The organism is Sorangium sp. So ce128 (assembly GCF_051525245.1).
GTDB classification, from domain to species: domain Bacteria; phylum Myxococcota_A; class Polyangia; order Polyangiales; family Polyangiaceae; genus Sorangium; species Sorangium cellulosum_B.
The window spans coordinates 162258-184047 of sequence record NZ_CP150313.1 but is presented as its reverse complement, the minus strand read 5'-3'; the positions used below and the strand labels follow the sequence as shown (position 1 = coordinate 184047).

The window sequence follows — 21790 nt, the reverse complement described above, 5'->3', positions numbered from 1 at the left end:
TCCGCCCGCTAAATCATGAAGATCGACCTCGCGTTCGTCCCCGGCTTTTCCGCGTCGCTCGCCGGCTGGGAGGCCACGCTCGGCGTGGCCGGCCGTGGTGCGGTGAGGTGCCACTGGATAGGGCCGTCGGGCCCCGAGGAGCGGACCGGGACGCGCCGCCACGATCTCTTGTTGACCCCGCAAGCCTTCGAGAGGCTCAGTGGCGCGCTCCGCGAGCTCCCCGAGGAGCTCCAGCGGTGGGCGCTCGACGACGCTCCTGTCCGGCACATCCGGTGCCGCACCGGAGATGGGCTCATCGAACGTCGCCGGTCGGTATCGAGGACGGCCGCGACGCCGCTCGAGGCGGCGTTCGATCGCGTCTGGATCGAGCTCTTCTCCCTCGTGCGGCCGGCCCTTGTCGACCTCGGAATGCCCGAGTCGCTCGTCGCGCTGGCCCGCTGATACGACAGCGCCCGACAGCAGCGAACAGCACGAGCGCTCCGAGGCAGGCTTGCCGACGTGCTCCCGCGTTCCGTGTACACTACGCGCCATGAACCGCTTCCTGCTGATGAGTGTGCTTGCTTTGTCCGCGTGTAGCCCCGAAGCTCGGGACTTCGCTCCTGGGAGCTCCGATGCCACGAGCTCGGCGACCTCCGGCGGGGGCGGAGGCGACGCCGTGGCCGTGGCCGCGGCGGGGGCCGGGGGCGACACGCCCGGCTGCCAGGATGGCCTGTCCTTCTGCGACGGCTCCTGCGTCGACAGGACGTCCGATCCGGATCACTGCGGCGCTTGCGGCCATTATTGCCTGGGAGCGCCGTGCGTGGCGTCGCGCTGCCAGCCCCTCGTCCTGGCGTCGGGCGGCGTCGAGCCGACGGACATCGCGGTCGACGACACCACGGCGTACTGGGTCGATCCTGTCGCTCGACAGGTGATGACGGTGCCTGTCCGCGGCGGCAATGCGGCGTTCCTCTTCGAGGGAGACCCGCCCTTCGCCCCCCAGAGCATCACGCTCGACCCCTCCGGCCAGATCTATTTCACCGACTCCGGCCTCGAGATCATCATGATGGCGTCGTACGAGGGCGATTCCACGATCCTCGCGGACGGGCAGACATACGCCATGGGCATCGCGGTCGACGCCGCGAACGTCTACTGGACGAGCGCCGACCAGGGCACCGTCATGAAGGTGCCCATCGCGGGCGGCGCCCCGGTCGCGCTCGCGGAGGGGCAAGACTCCCCGCTCGGCATCGCCGTCGACGCGACCCACGTCTACTGGGTGAACGAAGGAGGCACGGTGATGAAGGCGCCTGTCGCGGGCGGCGCCCCCAGCGCGATCGCGGACGGGCAGCTCAAGCCGCAGGACATCGCCGTGGACGCCGCCGCCGTCTACTGGACCAACGACGGAGGCACCGTGATGAAGGCTCCGCTCGAGGGCGGCCCCCCCTTCGCGCTCGCGGAGGGGCAGCGCAACCCGCGGAAGCTCGCGATCGACGCCGAGAGCGTGTACTGGACGAACGACGACGGCAGCGTGAAGAAGGTGCCCATCGGAGGCGGCGATCCCGAGACGCTCGCGACGGGGCAAGATCATCCCCTGGGCATCACCGTGGACGCGACCAGCGTCTACTGGACGAACAGCGCCGCAGGCACGGTCATGAAGCTCCCGAAGTGACACCCCGCTTGCCAGGGGCCCGGCTCGAGCGCGACGATCGGCGCCTCCATGAAGCGCGCCGCCCTCCTCCCGATCGCCCTCCTCACCGCGTGCGCCGGCGCCCCGGCTCCCCAGCGTGCTCCTGTCGCGCCGCTGCTCGCGGCGCCGCGCCCCGCCGTCGCCGCGCCCGCGGTCGCGGCGGCGCAGCCCGCGAGCGCGCCGGCGGAGCTCGCCTTCGTGCTGAGGATCGCCCATCCGAAGCGGACCTGGGCCAACGCCGCGCAGCTCCTGCCGAGCAGCGCGCTCGTGTTCACCATGGGCTCGACGGACCCCACGAAGATGCTCGAGCCAGCGGTGGGCCCGGACCTCGCCGGGATCGTCGATCTGGACAGGCCGATCGACGTCGCCTTCCTGGGCACCACGGGCGATCACGCCGTTGCCTCCCTGTCGGTCGCGGAGCAGGAGGTGCCGCGGCTGGCCGATCGCTTCGTGCTCAAGGAGATCGAGGAGCACCCGGGCCTGTTGCGCGTCGAGCGCGCGCGTGACGCCGAGCCCGACGAGGAGGCGCCGCCCTGGGCCTGCGCGTTCGATCCCGGCGAGCGGCGGGACGGCGCGCGCCTGCTCTGCGGCACGGACATGGAGGACATCGAGGCCGCCGCGGCCTACCTCGTCCAGGTCGTGGCCCGGGAGCCGCTCGACGCGGACGCCCGGATCGAGCTCTCGGAGCGGACCCTCCGCCAGGCCGTGGAGGAGGCGAGCGCCGCGGGCGACGCGGACGAGGACGACGGCCGCGCCGGGGCGCTGGGCGAGGAGCTCGCCGCGGGGTTCCTGCGCGACATCGAGCGGTTGAACGTCGACCTCACGTGGGGCCGCGCGGACGTCGAGGTCGGCCTCACGCTGCGCTTCGCGAGCCGGCGCTCGCCCCTCACGCTGGCCTTCGTGCCGGCCGCCGCGCAGGACGCCGCGCCGCCGCCGGCGTTCTTCCGCCTCCCGGCCGACACGGCGGTCGCGTTCCACACGCAGGGCGCGTCGCGCGCCGAGCTCGCCCCGCTGCGGGAGGCCGTCTTCAAGGCGCTGCGCGACGACATGATCGACGACGGCTACGACGAGGCGCGGCTCGATCAGGTCCTCGATCGCCTCGGTACGCTGGCCTTCACGGGCGGCCCCCTCGTCGTCGGCGCGGGCGCGAACGGCGCGGCGGCGGAGAAGGCGCTCGCGGCCTACCAGCGCGACAAGGGCGCGCCGCGCGCGCGAAAGGCGGCGCGCCTCGCGCTCCAGGGGTGGGTGCTGGCCTCGGTCGAGGAGCCGGCGCAGACCTGGATCTCCGGGGTGAAGGAGCTCCTCCAGCGCGGCGATGAGCTCGACAAGTTCAAGCGGAGCGCGCCGAAGGACGGCGCTCGCAAGGACGACGAGGACAATCAGCACACGACGCACGCGATCGTCCGCGCGCCCGCCTCGCTGCCTGCGGGGACGCTCCACGTCGAGCTCCGCTCCAGGCCGCTCACGAAAGGCGCCCCGCCCGCGCACACGACCCACCTCTATGTCGTCCCCGCCGGCCAGCGGACGTGGCTCGGGATCAGCGAGGACGACGCCGCCTTGGTGGCTCGGCTGCGCGTCGCGGTGGATCCGGGGCGCGACGAGGGCACGCTCGGCGCGGCGCCGGACATGGACGTGCTGCGGAGGCGCGGGACGCTGGCCGGCGGGCTCTTCTCGCTGGCTGGCCTGGCGCTGCTCGCGGCGAACGGCGACACGCCGGAGGCGCTGGACGAGGCCGCCAAGGACCTCGCCGCGCTCGCGGCGCTGCCGGCGCGGGGCGGGGTCGCGACCCCGCTCGCCGTCACCTCCGAGGTGCTCGGCTCCGGCGCGGCCCGCGTCGACGTCCGCGTACGGCTGACCCACGCCGGGATCCAGGACGCGATCGCGCTCCTCGCCCGCTGACGTGCCCCGCGCGCCTCGCGGTCAGCCCCACCCCTCCAGCACCAGCTTGCCCACCGCCTGCCCCGACTCGATGCGGGCGTGCGCGGCGCGCAGGTTCGCCGCGCTGATCCGGCCGAAGTGCTCGCGGCGCGTCGTGCGGACCCGCCCCTCGTCGACCCACGCCGCCACGCGCGTGAGGATCGCCCGCTGCGCGGCCATGTCCGCGGTCTCGTAGAGGGACCGCGTGAACATCAGCTCCCACGCGAAGGTCGCGCTCTTCGACATGAGCTTCCCGAGATCGAGCGGCGCCTTCGCCTCGACGATCCCCACGATGCGCCCGCGCGGCGCCACGAGGTCCGCCATCGTGTCCCACCACGCCTCGGTGCTCTGCGTATCGAAGATGAGCTCCACGTGCTGTATCCCCGCGGCCTCGAGCTGCGGCCGGAGCGGCGCGCGGTGGTCGACGAGGACGTCCGCGCCGAGGGAGCGCGCCCACGCCCGGCTCTCCTCGCGCGACGCGGTGGCGACGACCCGCAGCCCCGCGGCCTTGGCGAGCTGCACCACCATCGAGCCCACACCGCCGGCGCCGCCGAGGACGAGCACGGTGCTCCCCGCGTCGCGCCCCTCGGGGTCGACGCCGAGGCGCTCGAAGAGCCCCTCCCACGCGGTCAGCGAGGTGAGCGGCAGCGCGGCCGCGTCGGCGAACCCGAGCGACCTCGGCATCGGCGCGGCGAGGCGCTCATCGACGAGGTGCACCTCCGCGTTGCTGCCCGGCCGCGCGATGCTGCCGGCATAATAGACCCTGTCTCCCGGCCCAAACACGGCGACGTCCGCGCCCACCGACTCGACGATTCCGGCGGCGTCCCAGCCGAGGATACGCGGCGGGTTCTCGACCCGGGGCTTCGGCGCGCGGACCTTCACGTCGACCGGGTTCACGGCCACCGCGCACACCCGCACGCGCAGATCGCGCGGCCTCGGCGCCGGCTCCGGCAGCTGGATGTCGAGCAGGCTCTCGGGGTGCTCGATGGGAAGGTAGCGGTGGACTCCTACGGCGTGCATGGCGTTGCTCCTCTGCGGGACCGGCAAGAGGCCCCGTCACGCGCCGCAAGGTGCCCCTCGCCGGCGGGACGGACAATCCACGCGTGGCGACGAAGATTCATGAATTCCGTTCACAGATCGCCCGGTCGCAACCTTGCCACTGCCTCTCTCCGCAGGTTACGTCTGTTACTTCTACGACATGCGAAGAGGTTTACTCCAGTTTCTCTTGTTCATGAGCGCTGGCCTCGCGTGCCAGCCAGCCCCCTCCGCGTCGGACACGGGCGTCGAGGAGCCGCTCCCTGACGACGGCGACAACGCCAACCCGCTCTGCCCCGACCCAGTCGAACCGGAGACCAGCGAGGTCGCGGCGCTCTCGCTCCCGGCGCGAACGATATCGACGCTGACCGGCGCTTACATCGCGAGCGACCAGCGCTCGACGCGGACGCGCATGGTCGTGGAGGGCCAGGCCGCGCTGGCGCTCGGGCCCGACTATCCGAGCTCCGTGACGATGGCGCTGGATTCGGTCGTCGACCCGCGCTGCTGCTGCAATCCGATCCCGGGCGCGATCACCATTGACCAGATAGGCGCCATCCAGGGCGCGATCGCCGTCGAGCAGACGGGGCCCACGACGTTCTCTGTCCGCGTGAGCGAGGAGGGGACATCGACCTTCGAGGTCTCGGGCGTGCTCGCGGTGCCGGAGGGCGGCCTCGACGCGTGCTCCGCGTACGACGACACCCGCGAGCTCCCCGTCACGCTGTTGATGACCGTCCAGGCGGCGCGCCCGCGCTGGCAGATCGAGATACCGGTCGAGTGCGGCGCGAGCGCCGTCATCCAGTCGAACCGGCCTCTCCCGATCACCACGGCGGCGTTCGACGCGGCGGGCCTGCGCTTCTCTCCCCAGAACGTCGAGCACCCGGCGGTCGACGTGGTGGGGACCGGCGTGGGCCTCCGGGTGCGCGAGGGGGGCGCGCCCTCCGATATCGTCGCGACCGGGGACGGCAGCGTCGTGATCACCGCGGCCGACGGCGGCGCATCGCGCGAGGTCTCGGTGATCCCTGCCGCCCGCATCGACGCCATGGACGTGGCGTTCGCGCTTCCGGGCGTCGCGGGGGGCGAAAGGGCCCTCGTGGATGGCGAGACGCTCGATGGGTTCCACCGCACGGGGAACCGGGTGGTCGCCGTGATCTCCGGGCTCGCGTCCGGCGGTGTTCCGCTGTGCAGCGAGGCGAGGACCGAGGATTTCGAGGTGACGTCCTCCACGCCGGAGGCCTGCGCCGTCGATGGCCGGTTCTGCGAGAGCACCGAGATCCCCCGCGGAGATCTGCTGACCCGCTCCGCGGAGGTCATCGCCGACGGGACGTGCGCTGTGCGCGTCGATGCGCCGGCGTTCGCCGGCGGGGCCGGCCTGGGCGCGGAGATCTCCGTGACCCTGAAGGGCACCGAATCGATGATCGATCTCACGCCCTAGCCGCGCGACGCCTCGGCCGCGAAGCCGGGCTCCACCGCTTCGACGCGCGCAGACCGCAGCGGCTGTTCGTGGTCGGGTAAGAGGCCGGGAGAAGCCGCTGAAGACCCTGCGGGCGGCGCATCACGCGATCGTCATGTGCCTGATGTGCCGCCGCCGTCTGGTGACCCAGGCGCCGGCGCAGAGCTCTCGAGACCAGCGCGCCCGGCCGCGCCGGCGGCCGGAGCTGGCATCTCGAGCTCGAACGCCTGCGGATCGGCCATGTAGGCCCGGAAATGCCGGAGCACCTGGCTGATGTGCCAGCCGTCCGCAACCCGGTGATCGATGGTCGCTGTGATCGAGATCGACGGCCGCACCTCGACGCGGCCGTCGACCGCAACCGGCTTGTCGGCGATCTCTCCGGCGAGGACCATCAAGGGCACCTTGAAGAACGAGGCGAGCGGGGCGAAGCCCATGGGAATGCCGAACATCCCGACGCTCGTGACCATCGCGCTCCCAAACGGGCTTCGCTCGAGGCCGAGCGCCGGGAAATCCCGGTCGAGATTCCCCGTCCACCACGACGAGAACCGGAGCAGCTGGCGGAGGATGGGCCGGGGGAGCGCATTGCCCGTCCGCTTCGTCCGGGTGAAGATCGGATCGCGCCCCTCCTTGAGGCCGCGAGCCCTGTCAGCGAGCTCGTGCGCAAGCGCGACAGCGCTCTTGCGGTCGGCGCGCTCCACCTTGACGCCGGACAGATCTCTGTCGGCCTCGACTGCCGTGATAAAGAAGATGTCGACCGTTCTCCGTGGCACCGCGCGGCCCGCGACGAAGCGGGTGTTCAGATCGGGCATCTCGTGGAGCGCGTGCGCCACGGCGCGCCCGACGAGGTGGGTCGGCGTGACATGGTGGCCCGCGGCCCGCGCTGCCTCGATGAACGCCGAGAGCGGACGCGCGTCGCACTCGAAGGCGCCGAAGATCTGCGGGTTCTCCGGCGCGCGCCATAGGACCGACGCCACCTTTCTCCACCCGGTGAGCTTTGCCATCGCCAACTGGATCTCCAGGAGCTAGCAACACCCGCAGCATCAGGCGGCCTGCCCGGCGCCTGAGGCGGTGTCCCCCCCGCGGCGCCGTCGCTCCATGGTGACGCCTCGGGGCCGCCGGAAGCCATCCGGTCCGGGCGCCAGCCCCGCGCATCTCTCCTCTTACCCCGCTTTCCAGGGGCACGCCGCAATCCGACCCAGGTTGGGGGGTCACGACCCGCGTGCGTGAGGTGCGCGGCCGCAAGCGGCTCCGCTCGGCCGCTCGATGCGCTCCTCGTCGTCCGTGCGCGGACCTCGGCGAGCGTGGGGATCTCGCCGGCGTCCACCCTCCGCGCGAGGTCGCGCAGCGCGAGCAGCTTCGGACGCGAGAGCACTTGCTTGTCCCTTGGACGGAGCTCTGGGGAGGGCGGCGCGGTCTCCAAGGCAGGAGGCTCCACCGGCGCGAGGCGCACCTGTCTCGACCGCGTTCGGCAGACGCGAAGATCGGCCTCACAGAAGCCGCAGCTCCTGTAGTATCGTCCACATGCGAGCAGCTCGGGCCGCGTCGTCGCTACAGGCGGGCGGGCGCACCAGGGACGGCGGTGCTCGCCGGGGCTATCCTTGGGGGACTCGGCAGGGCTCGGGCGAATGGGTTCGACGGGGCCCTGCTTCGCGCGCTAGCCGGAACTGGTCCTGACGGGCTCGACCGGACTATTGAACGATTCCTACCACAACGCACTTCCTTGGCACGAGAGCAGCCTCCGCTCGAACAGCTCGAGGAGATCACCATGCCCTGGTATGTCTATTTCGCGTACTTCTTCGGCGGGGCGTTCCTCGCCAATGCGCTCCCCCACTTGATCGCCGGCGTGTCCGGCCAACCGTTGCAGACCCCGTTTGCATCACCGCCATTCAAGGGGTTGTCGCCGCCGGCGGTGAACGTTGCCTGGGCGCTGGCCAACCTCGCCTTCGCGTATCTCTTGCTCGTGCGCGTCGAAGCCCTCGACCTCCGGAGCTGGTCTGACGTTGGTGTCTGTTTTCTCGGGTTCGGCGCCATGGCCCTCCAGTGCTCTCGCTCTCTCGCTCGCATTCGCAAGCAGGCCGTCCCCTGACCTGCCCCGTCGCGAGGCGACGAAAGCACGCGCCGCGAACGCCATGATGCCATGGCGAGACGATTGAATTTTTACGATGGGCACCATGCACGCCGCCGCCCCCCGGAGACACGGTCCGTCCCCACAGGAGCTCGGCGCACCCCCTCTCAACGTGCGTCGTCAGCGCCGCGCACGAGGATGACGCGGGTCTTCGACAGCCCGTCGTGCAGGCCCACGGGCGCGTCGCCCCGCTTCAGGAACGTGAACGCCTCGAAGGGGATGAACCGGCACAGGGTGCGGATCGCGATCCGACCGATGCCGGCACGGCTGCCGTCCTCCATCACGACCCGCGTGCCAGTGACGAGCTTGCCCAGCGTGGCGCCGAAGAGCGCCTCCATCGAGACATAGTACGCGAACATCATCACGAGACCGAGCAACGTATCGTTGGCCTGCTCGAACACCTCGGCGCCCCCGAGGAGCCCGAAGATCACGCCCACGAGGAACGTGAACAGCATCAATCCCATGTAATCGACGATGAGGTTCACGAACCGCCGGCCGCCGCTCGCGAGCCGCAACCGCGAGCGCGCCTCCGGTTGCAGCGCCGCGGGTGCGTCTGCCTTGGGTGCTTCGTAGGGGTTGTAGCTCTCGGCGGGCTGGGCGGTCGGAGAACTCATGAGACCTCTCGATGCGGGTTGGGTGACGTCGCGGCGCAGCGCTCGAGGGCAGGCTGCCCTGGAGTCGACGCGCCCTGGCACATGCTACGCCCCGCCGGCGGCGGCGTGAAGACAGCCCCGTCGACCCGGCGATGAAGGAACGATCAAACCGGACACGCTTTTCGGAGTGTGGACGGATCGCAAGGGCGACCGGTGACGCGGCGCCGGATCGAGCTCACCGCCGAGCGCAAGGTCGACGCTCCCCGTTGCCTTCGCGTCTTACACGGCCCGCTGAGAGCACGAGCTCGCCGGCCTCGCGGATGGAAGCAGCCAGCCTGCGGGCTCAGAGATTGATGACCAGCGTGGTCACGGCTTCGCCGTCGTCGTACACGATGTCGGGCCTGGCGTCCCCGTTGAGGTCGCCGACACCGAGAGACAGGCCCTCCCGGCTGTTCGCCTCGTCGAAGGTGTGATCTTCGCCGAACGCCGTCCCCTCGCTGATGACGAGGTGGATCACGCCGTCCATGGCCCAGTTCGCGACGACATCGTCTCTCCCGTCGCCGGTGAAGTCGGCCATCGCGGTCCTGGCATGGTGATTCGCCGACACCTGGTGCTCGGGCCCCTGGGTGAAGCCACCCGCGCCGTCGCCGACGAGCACGCGCAGCCTCCCGTCGAGCATGGCCACGACCAGGTCCTGGTCGCCATTGCCGTCGAAGTCCCCGACGGACACCGACGACGCCTTGGAAGGCATCGCGAAGAAGGTCGGTGAACCGAGGCCCCCCGCCCCGTCGCCGAGCCAGACGCTGACCTTCCCCTGGTCCCAGTGGGCCGCCGCCAGATCCTCGTTGCCGTCGGCGTCGAAGTCCCCCACGGCGAGCGCGACCGGAGCGTCGGCGGGCACCGTCGCTGCCGCCACGAACCCGCCCGCGCCGTCCCCCAGGAAAATGGTCACGTCGGAAGCGCCGCCGGAGGCGAGATCTTGATGCCCATCCCCGTCGAAATCCGCGGTCGCCAGACAGAGCGCGCTCGCCGGATCGATCTCGACCACGGGCAGAAACGTCGCTCCCGGCCCCCCTTCGGCGAGCGACAGCCCCCACACCTCCGCCGCAACGTCGGGATCGCCGTCCTCGTTGAAGTCGGCGACGACCGCCGCGGCGTAGTAATCCCTGGGCGGCAGAGCCCATACGGGCTCTTCCAGCCGCCCCGTCCCCTTGCCGCGCAGCACGCCCAGCCCCTCGCCCGAACCACCGCCGACATTGCCGAGGATGACGTCGGCGCGGCCGTCCTGATCGGCGTCGCGCACGAAGATCTCGGTCAGGCTGCCGCCCATGAGGGGCTCGGAGACGCGGACCTCCTTGACCGAGCAGATCGCGTTCAGCGGCGATTGGCTCGGGTTGGGGGCGAGACGACAGGTATCCTCGGCGTCGTAGATACCGTCCCCGTCCTCGTCGAAGAACCTGTCGATATCCGGCACCTCGGCGGTCGAGCCCAGCTCCTCGAGCCGCTCGCCGAGGAGATCCTTCACTTCGTAGCGATCCAGCGCCGAGGCCGCGCCGGCGAGCTCCGCGACGAGCGCGGGGTCGAGCGCGCCGTCGCTCGCCAGGTCGAGCGAGAGCTGGTTCACGAGCTCCTGCATCGTCGCGTCGACGGAGCCGTGCTCACCCGCCTCGCGGCTGGCTGCCTTGAGCACCACGGCGCCGACGGCGAGGAGGTACGCATTGGCGTCGCCATCGCCCCCGAGAGCGTTCATCTCGACGCCGTCCGCGTGGGGGTCGAAACCTGCCGGGCCGATGCCCAGCGCGGCGCGGAGCTCGCCCTCTGCCTGCTCGACCGCAGCCGTGAGATCGCCGCTGCCCTCGGCGAGCCGCCTGGCCCGCTCGTAGCCGAGGTGCGTGATCAGGTTGACGTACGCGGTCTGCTCCGGCGCATCGCCGGCAACGTCGAACAGGGCGCGCAGCGTCAGCGGCGCGCCCGAGAGGCGGCCGGTGACCTCGTTGTAATAGAACCCTTCGCTCACGATCGAGACCGGACCGGGGTGGGCGATAGCCACTTCGAAATGTCCAAGATCGTTGTCCGTCGCCGTGATGAACGTCCGTCCCGTCGGGGACAGGTCATGACCGAGGACCGAGATCACCACCGATGAGCCGACCACGAACGGCCCCTTCTCGACGGCTCCCGTGAGCTGCACAGGCCCCGCGCCACCGGTCCCTCCCCCCGTCGCGCCGCCTGTCCCCGTCGCGCCGCCTGTCCCCGTCGCGCCGCTGCTCGCGTCCGCGCCGCCTGTCCCCGTACCGCCGCTGCTCGCGTCCGTGCCTGTCCCCGCGGCGCTGCTGCTCGCGTCCGCGCCGCCTGTCCCCGTACCGCCGGCGGGCGAGCCCGTCGTCCCGCCCGCCTCCGGGGTGGAGGGCGCTGTTTCCCCACCGCATGCGCCCAGCAACGCAGAGACGGCAAACGCAAACAGGGCGCGATTCGACCTCCTCGTCATGGTCTCAACATAGCATCGCGGGCAGCGACGCGTCGCGATAGGCGCCAATTACCGCCGCCTCCCGCCGCGCGACGAGCTCTTTCCCGGCGCCGCTGTCGCCCGTGACGCGCGGGGCATCCTTCCGCTCGACGAGCGCTCCCGGCCGAGCGAAATCCAAATACGTTCACGGGCCTGCGGGCATTGTAGGGGTGACGGAGACGTGGCGAACGCGGGCATCCGGAGGGCGTTCCGGGTGTCAGCCGGGCGTTATCTCCACTGAGGTAGGAAAAATACGATCATGGCAAAGCGCGTGAACCGAAGAATTTTCCTCCGGGGGCTGGGCGGAGCTTGCGTCGCGGCGCCGTTCCTCGGCTCGATCCTCGACCGCTCCGTGATGGCGCAGCCGGCCACGCCACCGAAGCGGCTGATCGTGATGTACACGCACTATGGCTGCATCACGACGCGGTGGTTCCCGAAGAAGTCGCACGGACCGCTCACCGCCGCGGACCTCGAGTCGACGACGCTCAAGCACCTGGCGCCTTACGTCGACAAGCTCCTCATGCCCCGAGGCATCCGCGCGATGAACGAGTGGACGGCGACGATGGTTCGGGGGCAGGGGAACGATCACCACACGCAGGTGGTCGGGTCGTACTTCACTTGCCACCCGGTCACTCCCAACAGCAACGACCCGTTCAGCTTCAACACGGCGACGAAGTTCAACGCCATGCCGACCGGTCCCTCGCTGGACCACGTCATCGCACGACAGCTCAGCCCGCAAGGCACTCCGTTGCTCTTGAACACGGGTGGTCAGAATGACAACTCTCAGTCGGCGATCTCCTACTCCGCCGCCGAGACCCTCTTCAGGGGCCTCAACGCGCAGCAGGCCTTCAGCAGCCTCACGGGCGTCTTCGAGGCGGGGAAGCCGCCGTCTCCGGACACCTACGCGGCGATGCGCGGCAAGAGCGTCCTCGACATCGTGAAGGACGATCTGCAGAGGCTCGAGCGGTTCGACATGAGCCGTGCCGACAAGCAGAAGCTCGCAGCCTGGAAGGAGCTCCTCCACTCGACAGGACACGTGGTGGCTTCTGCGCAGTGCGACACGTCCCTCGCCACAGCGCTCGGCGTGACGCAAGAAAACATCGACCTGGCGAGCACAACCCCGCTCGGCGAAGACCGGCTGATGCAGCGAATCTCGGACAGCCTGGACGGAGCCGACCTCTATTCGAACCTCGCCGTGCTCGCGGCGGCGTGCAACGCGAACCCCGTCATCTTCCTGAAGTACCCCGGGAACTACAGCTTTACGGGGCTCGGCCTGACGCAAGAGAGCGAAGGTCTCTCGAGTCGCTTGGACAGCGCGGGAGTGCAGGGCCCCTGCGTCCCGGGTGTGATCGACATGCTCCTCAAGATCGACGACTTCTATGCAAGGAAGTTCGCCCACCTCGTCGGGCAGCTGAACCGTATCGACGAGGGCGACGGGACGCTCCTCGACAACTGCGCGGCCGTCTGGTTCCAGGAGATGTCGGACGGCTGCGCCCTCAACCTCAACAACCTGCCGATCGTCCAGGCCGGCAGCGCCGGCGGCTATTTCAAGACCGGCTGGGCCGTGAACGTCGATGACGGCTCGCCCGATCTCACGACCGGCAACAGCGAGATCACGTGTGCCGACGGCGCTCCGCAAGAGGTCGACGGGTACTCCCAGGAAACGGGGACCGATCCGTCGCTCGCCAACGCGCCGATCAACAAGTACTACTGCAGCTTGATGAACGCCCTCGGGGTCAAGGCAGGCCCGGATGGTTTCCCGGCGAAGGGCGGTTCGGCGCCGGTGACCCACTTCGGCATGTACGACCGGACGGAAGACTTCATCGGTGGCGGGACCACTCCCCCCACCATCCACGATCCAGGCGAGTTCACCGCGCTCAGGGCGAACTCCTGAGCGGTCTCGTCCCCGAGCCTGTCGCGCGCCCGGGTCATGAACGCGCCGCGGGCGAGCGACCACCGCAGCCCGACACGGCGGCTCGGTCACGGCGGGCTCCCCAGGCCGAGCGCTTGACCGCTGGGCCCGGTTTGGGTCGCGCCGTCCGAGCGGGCGCGATCCGCCGTCACGCCCCCCGAAACCGCACCCGCGCGATCGGCCGACGCGCGATCGGCCTTCACGCCGACCGAAACGTCGCCCCGCTTGCATTTGCTGCCCGTTCCTGGCTACGCGTCCATGCAAGGAGGGTCCCGATGGCAACGACCGCTGTTCTCCAGTTCCTGCCTGACTGGCAGCACGCGCAGCAGGGTCCGATCGAGCGCGGGGGGAAGCTCAGGATCGAGTATGAGCTGAGCCGCCTATCGCGCTGCTTCACGACATGGCGCGGCGCCGAGATCGGCGACATCACCGCCTACGTCCGCTTTCACCCGCGCGGCGCGATCGTGCAGGGGAGCGTCGTCGAGGAGGTGCGGGCCCCGGGGAACCCGCCCGGGCACGTCGTCGCGCACAGGCCCGCGGCCCTGGAGATCTCGGTGCCCGACGACGCGACCCAGGCGGAGATCTGGTTCCACGGCTTCTCGCAGACCAGCCGCCGGTGCGAGGCGTGGGACACGCGCTTCGGCGACAACTACTGGTTCGACGTGGGCGGCCCGCCGCCGCGGATCCCGGCGCAGCCGGTCGTCTACCGCGCGGGGGCGCAGCGGCGCCCCGACATCACGAACGTCCGGGCCTTTCGGGCCTCGAAGGTCTACGCGTTCCCGAGGCCCGCGCAGGGGCCGATCGCGGGGACAGACATCCAGATACACCTGGACCTCGACGCGTGGGTCAGCCATTCGGCGTGGGGCGCCAGCGCATGGATCGATGTCCACGTGTTCGACGGCCACGACGCGCTCGTCCACGCCGAGACGATCCCGCTCGTGTATACCGGGTGGGGCCCGAACCAGCAGTTCAGCTTCGCCGGCAAGATTTTCCAGGGATCCACCGCGACGCCGGGCTCGGTGTCGCCGCGGCCGGACGCGCGCAGGGTGCAGCTCCGGCTCTATTACGAGATCGACGGCCAGGTGTTCACGGATGGAGTCCTGCACCAGGCCGAGCTCCCCGAGGACGCGCTGATCTGATCGGCGCCGCGCCGGCTCGCCGCGGGAGAGCGCTCCATGCTAAGAGGGCGCTGCCATGGCGAGCCGCTTCTACGTCACGACGCCCATCTATTACATCAACGACGTCCCGCACCTCGGCACCGCCTACACGACGATCGCCGCGGATGTGCTGTGCCGCTACCACCGGCTGCGCGGCCACGAGAGCCGCATGCTCACCGGCACGGACGAGCACGGCCTCAAGATCCAGCGCGCCGCCGAGGCGCGCGGCGTCGCGCCGGGCGCCCACGCCGACGAGATCGCCGCCGTCTTCCGCGCCACGTGGCCGAAGCTCGGCTGCGCTCCCGACGACTTCATCCGCACGAGCGAGCCGCGCCACAAGAAGGCCGTGCAGGAGCTCTGGAGCCGGATCAAGGCGCGCGGGGACATCTACCTCGGCCACTACGAGGGGCTCTACTGCGTCGGGTGCGAGGCCTACTACACCGAGAAGGACCTGGAGCAGCCCGGGAACGTCTGCCCGCTGCACAAGAAGCCCGCCGAGAGCGTCAAGGAAGAGAGCTACTTCTTCCGCCTGTCCAGGTACGGAGACGCGCTGCTCGATTATTACAAGCGCAACCCGACCTTCGTGCAGCCGGCGAGCCGCCTGAACGAGGTGGTGAGCTTCGTGCGCGAGGGGCTCCAGGATCTGTCGGTCTCCCGCACCACGTTCGAGTGGGGCATCCCCGTCCCCGACGACCCGAAGCACGTCATGTACGTCTGGTTCGACGCGCTGGCGAACTACATGACCGCCCTCCGGGAGCCGGAGGACAACACGCGCTTCTGGCCCGCGGACGTGCACCTCGTCGGCAAGGACATCCTGCGCTTCCACGCCGTCTACTGGCCCGCATTCCTGCTCTCGGCCGGCTACGGCGAGGCGGAGCTGCCGCGCCAGGTCTTCGCCCACGGGTTCCTCACGTACAGCGGGCAGAAGATGTCGAAGACGCTCCGCAACACCATCAGCCCCGTCGAGGTGGCGGCCGCCCTCTCCGAGGCGGCCGCGGCGGCCCTGCCCGGCGGCCCGGGCGCGGCGGCCGGCGCGCCCCTCGTCGGGGCGGACGTGGTGCGGTATTGCCTGATGCGCGCGATCTCGTTCGGCCAGGACGGCGACTTCAGCCTCCAGGACGTGCTGTCGCGGTATGGCTCGGAGCTCGGCAACGCGCTCGGCAACCTGCTGAATCGCGTGCTCCCGTTCGCCGAGGAGGTGCCCGCGAAGGGGGCCTTGGGCCCGCTCGAGGAGGAGCTCGCCGGGGCGCAGCGGCAGGCCGCGGCGGCCGCGGCGACGGCGTTCGACGCGAACCAGCCGACGCGCGCGCTCGACGCGATCTGGACGGTGATCGCCGCGGCGAACCTCTACATCGACAAGGCCGCTCCGTGGGTGGCCAAGAAGACGGACCCGGCGCGCCTCGGGACGATCATCGCGACCTTGATCGAGCAGCTCGAGGCGATCAGCGTGATGATCTCCCCCGTGATGCCGGTCGTGGCGGGCAGGATGCGCGAGCAGCTCGGGCTGCCGCCGATCGCGTTCGAGGAGGGCAGCGATCGCTGGCCGATGGCGCTCCCCTCGCGAGCCCCCGGAGAGAAGCTCCGCAGGGGCTCGCCCATCTTCCCGCGCCTCGAGAAGGAGAAAGAGGCCGAGCTGCTCGCCCGGTTCGCCCCGCCACGGCCGGACGCCGAGCCGGCGAAGGCCGATGCGCAGGCCGGCGCGAAGGCCGATTCGAAGGCCGCGCCCGGGGCGAGCGGCGGCGCCGAGGTGGCCGCCCCGCCGGCGCGCCAGGGCAAGAGCCCCGTGGCGTTCGACGATTTCGCCCGGCTGGACCTCCGGATCGGCGTGGTCACGAGCGCTGAGCGCGTGAAGAAGAAGGACCGGCTGCTCGATCTGCGCGTCGACACCGGCGACGGCGCCCCGCGGCGCATCATCTCGGGCATCGCGGCGAGCTACGCCCCGGAAGAGCTGGTGGGCAAGCGGATCGTCGTCATCTGCAACCTGCCGCCGCGCGACTTCGGCAAAGGGCTCGTTTCCGAAGGCATGCTGCTGACCGCCGAGGTCGAGGGGCGAGTCCGCACCATCACGGTCGAGGACGCCGCGCCGGGCACGCCGGTGCTCTGACACCGCACGTCGGCACGCGATTTACAGCGCAGCTTACAGCGCAGCGATACGACGGGCGCGAAACACCGGCCGCAGCGGCCGCGCGGCGAGCGCGAGCGCGCCGCGCCGCGCCGCGATCGTGCTTTTCGCGCCGGTGGGCGGGCGACCACCGGGGATGCAGGTCCGCGCGCCGGGGGGCGTGCTAGAACTGGTCGATGCGCGCTTGCCTTGGCACGAGGAGGCGGTGAGCATCTCCCTGCGGGGGCGCGATGCCGTGGCCCTGGCCATGGCGGTCGCGGCGCACGCCGCGATCCTCGCCGCGCCGACGCCGGAGCGGCCTCCGGAGGGCCCTGCCGAGCCGTCCGCGATCGTGGATGGCATCGATTTCGAGCTGGAATCACCGGCTCCCCAGGCCGCAACCGCGGCGCCGGCCGGGGGCGAGCCGGTCGCGGGTGAGCCGGAGGCGGCCGGCGAGATCGGCAAGGCCGCTCCGACCGAGAAGGCGCAGGCGCCCGCGCCGGGCGCCGCAGCGGCCAAGGTCGCCTCGATGGAACGCGCGAGACCGGCGCCGGCCGCCCCCGCCGCCGAGCCGAAGGCCGCGCCTCCGGAGACGGCGCCGCCCGCAGCCGGAGCCGCCGCCCGGCCTGCGGCCGAGGCCGCCGCGCCCGCCGTCGAGGCTCCCGGTGCCCCCGCGCCCACCGCCGAGGCCCCTGCGCCCGCCGCAGAGGCCCCGGGGGCCCCGGGGACGGCGCCGCCCGGCGACGAGTACGGCGGGGCGCCGCCCGCTGAGGGCGGGAGCATCGCGCTCGCCCCAGGGCTCGGGACGCCCCTCTGGACCGTGCCCGGCGTGCTCCCCGGCCCTGACGCGCCGCGCGCCGCCCCGACGGCCGCCCCGCGCGCTCGCCCGGTGGATCCGGCGATCGCGGGCACGGTGCTGAACGAGACGCTGCACAGCAAGGACAAGAGCGTGGGGATCAGCGTCCCCGCCGCGGGCGCGGTGGCGAGCACCCTGGCGGACATGGTGCGCTCCTCGGCCGCGCCCCTCGACGCGCGGGCGACCTTCGAGGTCAAGCTCGGCGCCGACGGCCAGGTCCTCGGCGTCCGGCTGGTGAGCGCGTCGGCCGGGGACGGCCCCACGTGGGATCGCATCGTGGACGGGGCCAAGGGGGCGCTCGCCGGGAGCGCGCTGCAGATGGGGCCTGACCGGCAGCCGGTGACCGTCACGGTCAAGGTCCAGTCCAAGGTGCAGTATCCGTCCGGCAGCAGGAAGAAGCCCAAGCCGGAGCTCGTGTGCGCCGAGGAGGTGCTCGAGCAGCTCCAGCAGGCGATGGAGGATCCGAGTCGGCTCGGCCAGCTGCGCGGCCCGGGCGACGGGGCGCCGCCGGCGAGCGACATGGATGAAGAAGAGCGGAAGAGGATATTCTGCATCCCTCTCGGGCTCCGCGTCAAAGGCGATCTGTCCGACGTCGGCGCGCACAAGGTCAACGTGGTCTCGGCGTCGTTCGCGGTGAAGCGCGAGGGCGAGCGCGCCCTGCCGCACGAGGACATCCTGCCGATCGACACGCGCGTTCCGTGGGCGCCGAAGGACCCGAACAAGACGAAGCTCCCGCCGCCAAAAAAGAAGAAGTGGAAGAAGAAGAAGGAGCCTTGAGGGCCCCGGCCTGCTCACTACCCTGACGGGCTGCAGAGAGCTCAGCCGAGCGAGCGCGAGCCCGATCGCGCCTCCCGCTTCGGCGAAGCGCTCGTCGTCGACCCCCTCGGGCGCCACAGCTCCAGCGACCCGCGGTCAACAACGAGGTTCCTTACCCGCCTCCCTCCCGGGAAAGTGACGCTGCGGGCGCCTGGGGTCGATCAGGTACTCGCGCTCGCGGTACTCGAAGTAGTCGAAATCGGCTGGGCGCGCGGTACCCGACATGTCCTGGCACGCCATGCCGACGAACGCACCGGTGAAGTTGGGAAGGCCAGGCGCGGAGGCCTCGTCCGAGAGGATGCTGGCGTCCAGGTGCTCGGGGAACCAGCTCCAGTCCGTACCGTTGAGGCTGTAGGCGAAGTAGAGCCGGTCGTGGTCGAGCTCGGCGCGCAGGTGCACGGGCGCGGTGCCCGGGATGGGGACGGGTGCGGTGAAGGCGTCCGCCATGACCCCATCCGGAATCGCCGACATGATCCGGATATAGCGCCCGACCGTCTCATCGTGCGAGATGTGCAGGTAATGGAACTTGCTCGCGTTGTAGTAGCAGATGAGCCCGGCCATCTGCTGATACTCCTCGGGCGCGAAGTCGACCGACGTGATCACGGTGTAGCAGTGCGCCTGCTGGCGGCGTGCGACGAGCGACTGGCGGAACAGGCTGCCGAGCGTCTCGCGGCCGTAGAGCCGGAGATGACCGGGACGTGCGGTGAGGCTGAACAGCTCGTCGGGGTAGGGCGAGCGCAGCCACTGGAAGTCGATCGGCAGCTGCGGTGAATCGAAGTCCTCGCGCGCGGCCGGGGCGGGAAAGGGATGCGCGGGCAGGCCGGGGGCTGGGACCTCGACGCGCGGGATATTTTCACCATCGGCCGTGCGAAGCCAGCCGTCGTCCGACCAGACCATCCTTTGGATCGCGGTCTCGCGGCCGAGCGTCGAGCGCCCGCGGTTCGGAATGGGACGGCTGCACAGGTGGACCATGTACACGTCGCCCGACGGCGTATCGCAAAGGTCAGCGTGGCCCGCGCGCTGCAGCGCGACGTCAGCGCGAGCGCGCGAGGTCAGGATGTACGTCTCGGGGTGCAGCTCGTACGGGCCGGTGAGGTCACGGGAGCGCGCCATGGTGACGGCGTGGCCCTGGTACGTGCCGCCCTCGGCGGTGATCAGATAGTAGTAGCCGCCGCGCTTGTAGATGTGCGGACCTTCGGTGTAGCCGATCGGCGTGCCTTTGAAGATGTTCGTGACAGGCCCGATGAGCTTGCGCTCGGCGTGCGAGTACTCCTGGAGCACGATGCCGGCAAAGCGATTGCGGCCGGGCCGGTGGTCCCACAGCATGTTGCTCAGATACTTGCGGCCGTCTTCGTCGTGGAACAGCGAGGGGTCGAAGCCGCTCGAGTTGAGATAAACGGGATCCGACCACTCTCCGTCGATGGTGGGGCTGGTCACCAGGTAGTTGTGGAAGTCGCGCATGGACGCGCCGGACGCGCCGCCGACGCTGGTCCGGCCGTAGCGCTTCACGTCGGTGTAGATCAACCAGAACAGGCCATCCGCATACGTCAGGCACGGCGCCCAGACGCCGCACGAATCGCCGTCGCCAAGCAGGTTCAACTGGCTCGCGCGGTTGAGCGGACGCGAGAGCAGACGCCAGTGCACGAGGTCGCGCGAGTGGTGGATCTGCACGCCGGGGTACCACTCGAAGGTCGAGGTCGCGACGTAGTAGTCGTCGCCGACGCGGACGATGGACGGATCGGGGTTGAAGCCCGGCAGGATCGGATTGCGGATGAAGGTATCAGGCATGGATGACTGGCTCGCCGGCGATGGTCGAGAGGACGATCGCGCCGAGGATATCGAAAGACGAAGCTGCCGCCGCCAAAAAAGAAGAAGTGGAAGAAGAAGGAGCCTTGAGGCCCGCCCGCGCCCGGCGCGTCGCCGGGCGGCCTGACGCGGCGCCTCCCGCGGTCAGAAGCCCCACACGAGCGGGACGACGATGACGGTGGTCGCGAGCACCAGGAGCTGCAGCGGCAGCCCCACGGGCATGAGGAGCCTCGCGGGCGCAATTCCGCGCTTCAACGCGACGGTCCCCACCACCGGCAGGAGGATCGCCACGGTCCCCGTGGAGCTCATGAAGGCGGACAGGGTGGGCGCGAGCAAGGACATCATCGCCACGACGTCGAGCCGCAGGCGATCGCTCACGAGCAGGACGATCGTGGCTCCGAGGATGGCCAGCGTGAGGGCAGCTTCCGGCATCATGCGACGGCGCAGCCTATCCGAAGGGGCCGCAGAGCCAACCCCCTATCGTCTCACCGTCTTACCGGCGCTCACGCCGTCTTGCCCTCGGCGGGTCGAGTCGACGCGCGCGTCCAGGCGCCGCCGGAGCATGCTTCGTTGCCGCGCCGCTCAGGGCAGCTCCAGCGCGAACGTGGACGGGCGCGCGACCAGCACGTCGCACGGCGCCGAGCGCATGACGGATTCGGCCACGCTGCCCAGGAGAGCGCGCGAGATCCCCGAGCGCCCGTGCGTGCCCATGATGATGAGATCGGCCTTCCACCGCCCGGCTTCGCGCACGATCGCGCGCCTCGCGTCGCCGCGCCGGACCGACGACTCCCACGTCACGCCGAGCCCGTCGAACGAGCCGAGGAGGCGCCTGAGGCCGGCGCGCGCGTCGTCATGGTATCGAGCCTTGTAGGCCGCGAACTCCATCGAGGGGAGGGCGAGCGCCATCCTGTCCTCGAAGGGCACGTGGTAGGCGTGGATCGCCCGGATGCGGCTCACCTCGGGGTCGATGACCTTCGTCGCGAGCGCGGCGCTCCGAAGCGCGACGTCCGAGAGCTCGACGGCGAGCAGCGGCCGCCTGTAGGCGCCGGCGGGGGGGCGCTGTACGACGAGCACGGGAGTGTCCGCGTGACGGACGGTGAGCTCGGCCGTCGACCCGAGCAGGAGATCGAGGATCGGGCGCTCCCCGTGCCTGCCGAGGACGATCAGCTCCGCGCCGCGGCTGCGCGCATGACCGATGATCTCGACGAACTCTCTGCCGACGAGCACGCTCGGGGCGACCTGCAGACCTGCGTTCCCCGCGCCTCGGGCGACATCGAGGGCGCGGGCCGCGATCTCGTCGAGCGAGCGCCGCGCGGCCTGCTCCGCGCTCTCGCCCTCCGCGGGCGAGGCGGGCGCTGGCAGCACGTGAACGAGGTGCAAGGTGCTGCCCGCCGAGAGGGGGAGGCGCGCGGCGCGCTCGATCGCCGCGAGAGCGCCCGGCGAGAAATCGGTCGCAGCGAGGACGTCGCCGAGGCGAGCCTCGCGGCGCGGTGTGCTCGTCGTCCGGCCGTCGCGCTGGGGGGCCGGCGCCGCCTGGGCGGGCGAGCTGGGCGGCGTCGTGGGCGTGGCGTTGGTGCGGCGCATCGGCTCGTCGCGCAGGCACAGCAAGCCGCGCGCCAGGCGTCGCGACCTGCCCTGCGCAGGGCGCACGTGCCGCCGAGGACCTGCGGCGCGGGTCCCTGAGGTCGGCGGAGGCCGGCTGCCGCTGCGGCCCACCGATGCCTTGGCGAGCGACTCGCCTCGCGTGATCGAGGGGGGGTGTCGCGCCGCGTGCGATCATCACGGCGGGCGACGTCAAGCGCAGCACCGGGTCACGCGGCTCATCCCGGCCGTGGAGGACGCACCTGCCTGCGTTC

The 21790-nt window shown here is 70.9% G+C and carries 16 protein-coding genes; 9 read left to right on the top strand and 7 right to left on the bottom strand.

Annotated features, from left to right (window positions below):
• Positions 1-15: 15 nt before the first annotated feature.
• The 3 genes from WME82_RS00700 (at position 16) to WME82_RS00690 (ending at position 3562) form a co-directional block, all read left to right on the top strand.
• Positions 16-441, top strand: a complete 426-nt coding sequence (locus tag WME82_RS00700; protein ID WP_438041247.1) for a hypothetical protein — start codon at positions 16-18, stop codon at positions 439-441.
• An 88-nt stretch (positions 442-529) separates the two neighbouring features.
• Positions 530-1645 carry a hypothetical protein gene (locus WME82_RS00695; protein WP_438041246.1) on the top strand — a complete coding sequence of 372 codons (1116 nt, stop codon included), beginning with the start codon at positions 530-532 and terminating at the stop codon, positions 1643-1645.
• Between the two features lie 48 nt (positions 1646-1693).
• Entirely contained in the window at positions 1694-3562 is a 1869-nt protein-coding gene (locus tag WME82_RS00690; protein WP_438041245.1) for a hypothetical protein, read from the top strand.
• Between the two features lie 21 nt (positions 3563-3583).
• Here the strand turns inward: WME82_RS00690 and WME82_RS00685 are convergent, their stop codons facing one another.
• Positions 3584-4600: a zinc-binding alcohol dehydrogenase family protein gene (locus WME82_RS00685; protein WP_438041244.1), complete on the bottom strand. Its 1017-nt coding sequence runs from the start codon at positions 4598-4600 to the stop codon at positions 3584-3586.
• 211 nt (positions 4601-4811) lie between these two features.
• Here WME82_RS00685 and WME82_RS00680 point away from each other — a divergent pair, with 211 nt between their 5' ends.
• A complete protein-coding gene (locus WME82_RS00680; RefSeq protein ID WP_438041243.1) occupies positions 4812-6047 on the top strand; it encodes a hypothetical protein in 1236 nt (411 codons plus the stop codon).
• 131 nt (positions 6048-6178) lie between these two features.
• On the opposite strand, the gene WME82_RS00675 is transcribed toward WME82_RS00680, so the two are convergent.
• On the bottom strand, positions 6179-7066 hold the full coding sequence (locus WME82_RS00675; protein ID WP_438041242.1) for a 2-oxo acid dehydrogenase subunit E2: 888 nt from the start codon (positions 7064-7066) through the stop codon (positions 6179-6181).
• A 764-nt stretch (positions 7067-7830) separates the two neighbouring features.
• Between WME82_RS00675 and WME82_RS00670 the strand changes: the two genes are divergently transcribed.
• A complete protein-coding gene (locus tag WME82_RS00670) occupies positions 7831-8151 on the top strand; it encodes a hypothetical protein (protein ID WP_437548633.1) in 321 nt (106 codons plus the stop codon).
• A 146-nt stretch (positions 8152-8297) separates the two neighbouring features.
• Here WME82_RS00670 and WME82_RS00665 read toward each other — a convergent pair whose 3' ends face one another.
• Positions 8298-8804 (bottom strand): RDD family protein, encoded by a 507-nt coding sequence (locus WME82_RS00665; RefSeq protein ID WP_438041241.1) that lies wholly within the window; start codon positions 8802-8804, stop codon positions 8298-8300.
• 322 nt (positions 8805-9126) lie between these two features.
• Positions 9127-11268, bottom strand: coding sequence for an FG-GAP repeat domain-containing protein (locus WME82_RS00660; RefSeq protein WP_438041240.1), 2142 nt, complete (start codon positions 11266-11268; stop codon positions 9127-9129).
• Positions 11269-11557: 289 nt separating this feature from the next.
• Between WME82_RS00660 and WME82_RS00655 the strand changes: the two genes are divergently transcribed.
• The 4 genes from WME82_RS00655 to WME82_RS00640 all read left to right on the top strand — a co-directional run bounded on the left by WME82_RS00655 (position 11558) and on the right by WME82_RS00640 (position 18089).
• Positions 11558-13180 (top strand): DUF1552 domain-containing protein, encoded by a 1623-nt coding sequence (locus WME82_RS00655; RefSeq protein WP_438041239.1) that lies wholly within the window; start codon positions 11558-11560, stop codon positions 13178-13180.
• 293 nt (positions 13181-13473) lie between these two features.
• Positions 13474-14337 (top strand): DUF6209 family protein, encoded by an 864-nt coding sequence (locus WME82_RS00650; protein WP_438041238.1) that lies wholly within the window; start codon positions 13474-13476, stop codon positions 14335-14337.
• A 55-nt stretch (positions 14338-14392) separates the two neighbouring features.
• On the top strand, positions 14393-16459 hold the full coding sequence (gene metG, locus WME82_RS00645) for a methionine--tRNA ligase (protein ID WP_438041237.1): 2067 nt from the start codon (positions 14393-14395) through the stop codon (positions 16457-16459).
• A gap of 223 nt (positions 16460-16682) precedes the next feature.
• On the top strand, positions 16683-18089 hold the full coding sequence (locus tag WME82_RS00640; RefSeq protein ID WP_438041236.1) for a hypothetical protein: 1407 nt from the start codon (positions 16683-16685) through the stop codon (positions 18087-18089).
• A 135-nt stretch (positions 18090-18224) separates the two neighbouring features.
• Here WME82_RS00640 and WME82_RS00635 read toward each other — a convergent pair whose 3' ends face one another.
• The 3 genes from WME82_RS00635 to WME82_RS00625 all read right to left on the bottom strand — a co-directional run bounded on the left by WME82_RS00635 (position 18225) and on the right by WME82_RS00625 (position 21518).
• On the bottom strand, positions 18225-19916 hold the full coding sequence (locus WME82_RS00635; RefSeq protein ID WP_438041235.1) for a glycoside hydrolase family 43 protein: 1692 nt from the start codon (positions 19914-19916) through the stop codon (positions 18225-18227).
• 162 nt (positions 19917-20078) lie between these two features.
• Positions 20079-20369 carry a hypothetical protein gene (locus WME82_RS00630; RefSeq protein WP_438041234.1) on the bottom strand — a complete coding sequence of 97 codons (291 nt, stop codon included), beginning with the start codon at positions 20367-20369 and terminating at the stop codon, positions 20079-20081.
• 147 nt (positions 20370-20516) lie between these two features.
• Positions 20517-21518 (bottom strand): universal stress protein, encoded by a 1002-nt coding sequence (locus tag WME82_RS00625; protein ID WP_438041233.1) that lies wholly within the window; start codon positions 21516-21518, stop codon positions 20517-20519.
• Between the last annotated feature and the right edge of the window lie 272 nt (positions 21519-21790).

Excerpts from the sequence above, each read along its gene's own strand:
- WME82_RS00695 (WP_438041246.1), top strand. The coding sequence starts at position 530 with ATGAACCGCTTCCTGCTGATGAGTGTGCTTGCTTTGTCCGCGTGTAGC.
- WME82_RS00630 (WP_438041234.1), bottom strand. The coding sequence starts at position 20,369 with ATGATGCCGGAAGCTGCCCTCACGCTGGCCATCCTCGGAGCCACGATC.
- metG (WP_438041237.1), top strand. The coding sequence starts at position 14,393 with ATGGCGAGCCGCTTCTACGTCACGACGCCCATCTATTACATCAACGAC.
- WME82_RS00625 (WP_438041233.1), bottom strand. The coding sequence starts at position 21,518 with ATGCGCCGCACCAACGCCACGCCCACGACGCCGCCCAGCTCGCCCGCC.
- WME82_RS00680 (WP_438041243.1), top strand. The coding sequence starts at position 4,812 with ATGAGCGCTGGCCTCGCGTGCCAGCCAGCCCCCTCCGCGTCGGACACG.
- WME82_RS00650 (WP_438041238.1), top strand. The coding sequence starts at position 13,474 with ATGGCAACGACCGCTGTTCTCCAGTTCCTGCCTGACTGGCAGCACGCG.
- WME82_RS00635 (WP_438041235.1), bottom strand. The coding sequence starts at position 19,916 with ATGCCTGATACCTTCATCCGCAATCCGATCCTGCCGGGCTTCAACCCC.
- WME82_RS00660 (WP_438041240.1), bottom strand. The coding sequence starts at position 11,268 with ATGACGAGGAGGTCGAATCGCGCCCTGTTTGCGTTTGCCGTCTCTGCG.
- WME82_RS00700 (WP_438041247.1), top strand. The coding sequence starts at position 16 with ATGAAGATCGACCTCGCGTTCGTCCCCGGCTTTTCCGCGTCGCTCGCC.
- WME82_RS00685 (WP_438041244.1), bottom strand. The coding sequence starts at position 4,600 with ATGCACGCCGTAGGAGTCCACCGCTACCTTCCCATCGAGCACCCCGAG.
- WME82_RS00690 (WP_438041245.1), top strand. The coding sequence starts at position 1,694 with ATGAAGCGCGCCGCCCTCCTCCCGATCGCCCTCCTCACCGCGTGCGCC.
- WME82_RS00665 (WP_438041241.1), bottom strand. The coding sequence starts at position 8,804 with ATGAGTTCTCCGACCGCCCAGCCCGCCGAGAGCTACAACCCCTACGAA.
- WME82_RS00675 (WP_438041242.1), bottom strand. The coding sequence starts at position 7,066 with ATGGCAAAGCTCACCGGGTGGAGAAAGGTGGCGTCGGTCCTATGGCGC.
- WME82_RS00670 (WP_437548633.1), top strand. The coding sequence starts at position 7,831 with ATGCCCTGGTATGTCTATTTCGCGTACTTCTTCGGCGGGGCGTTCCTC.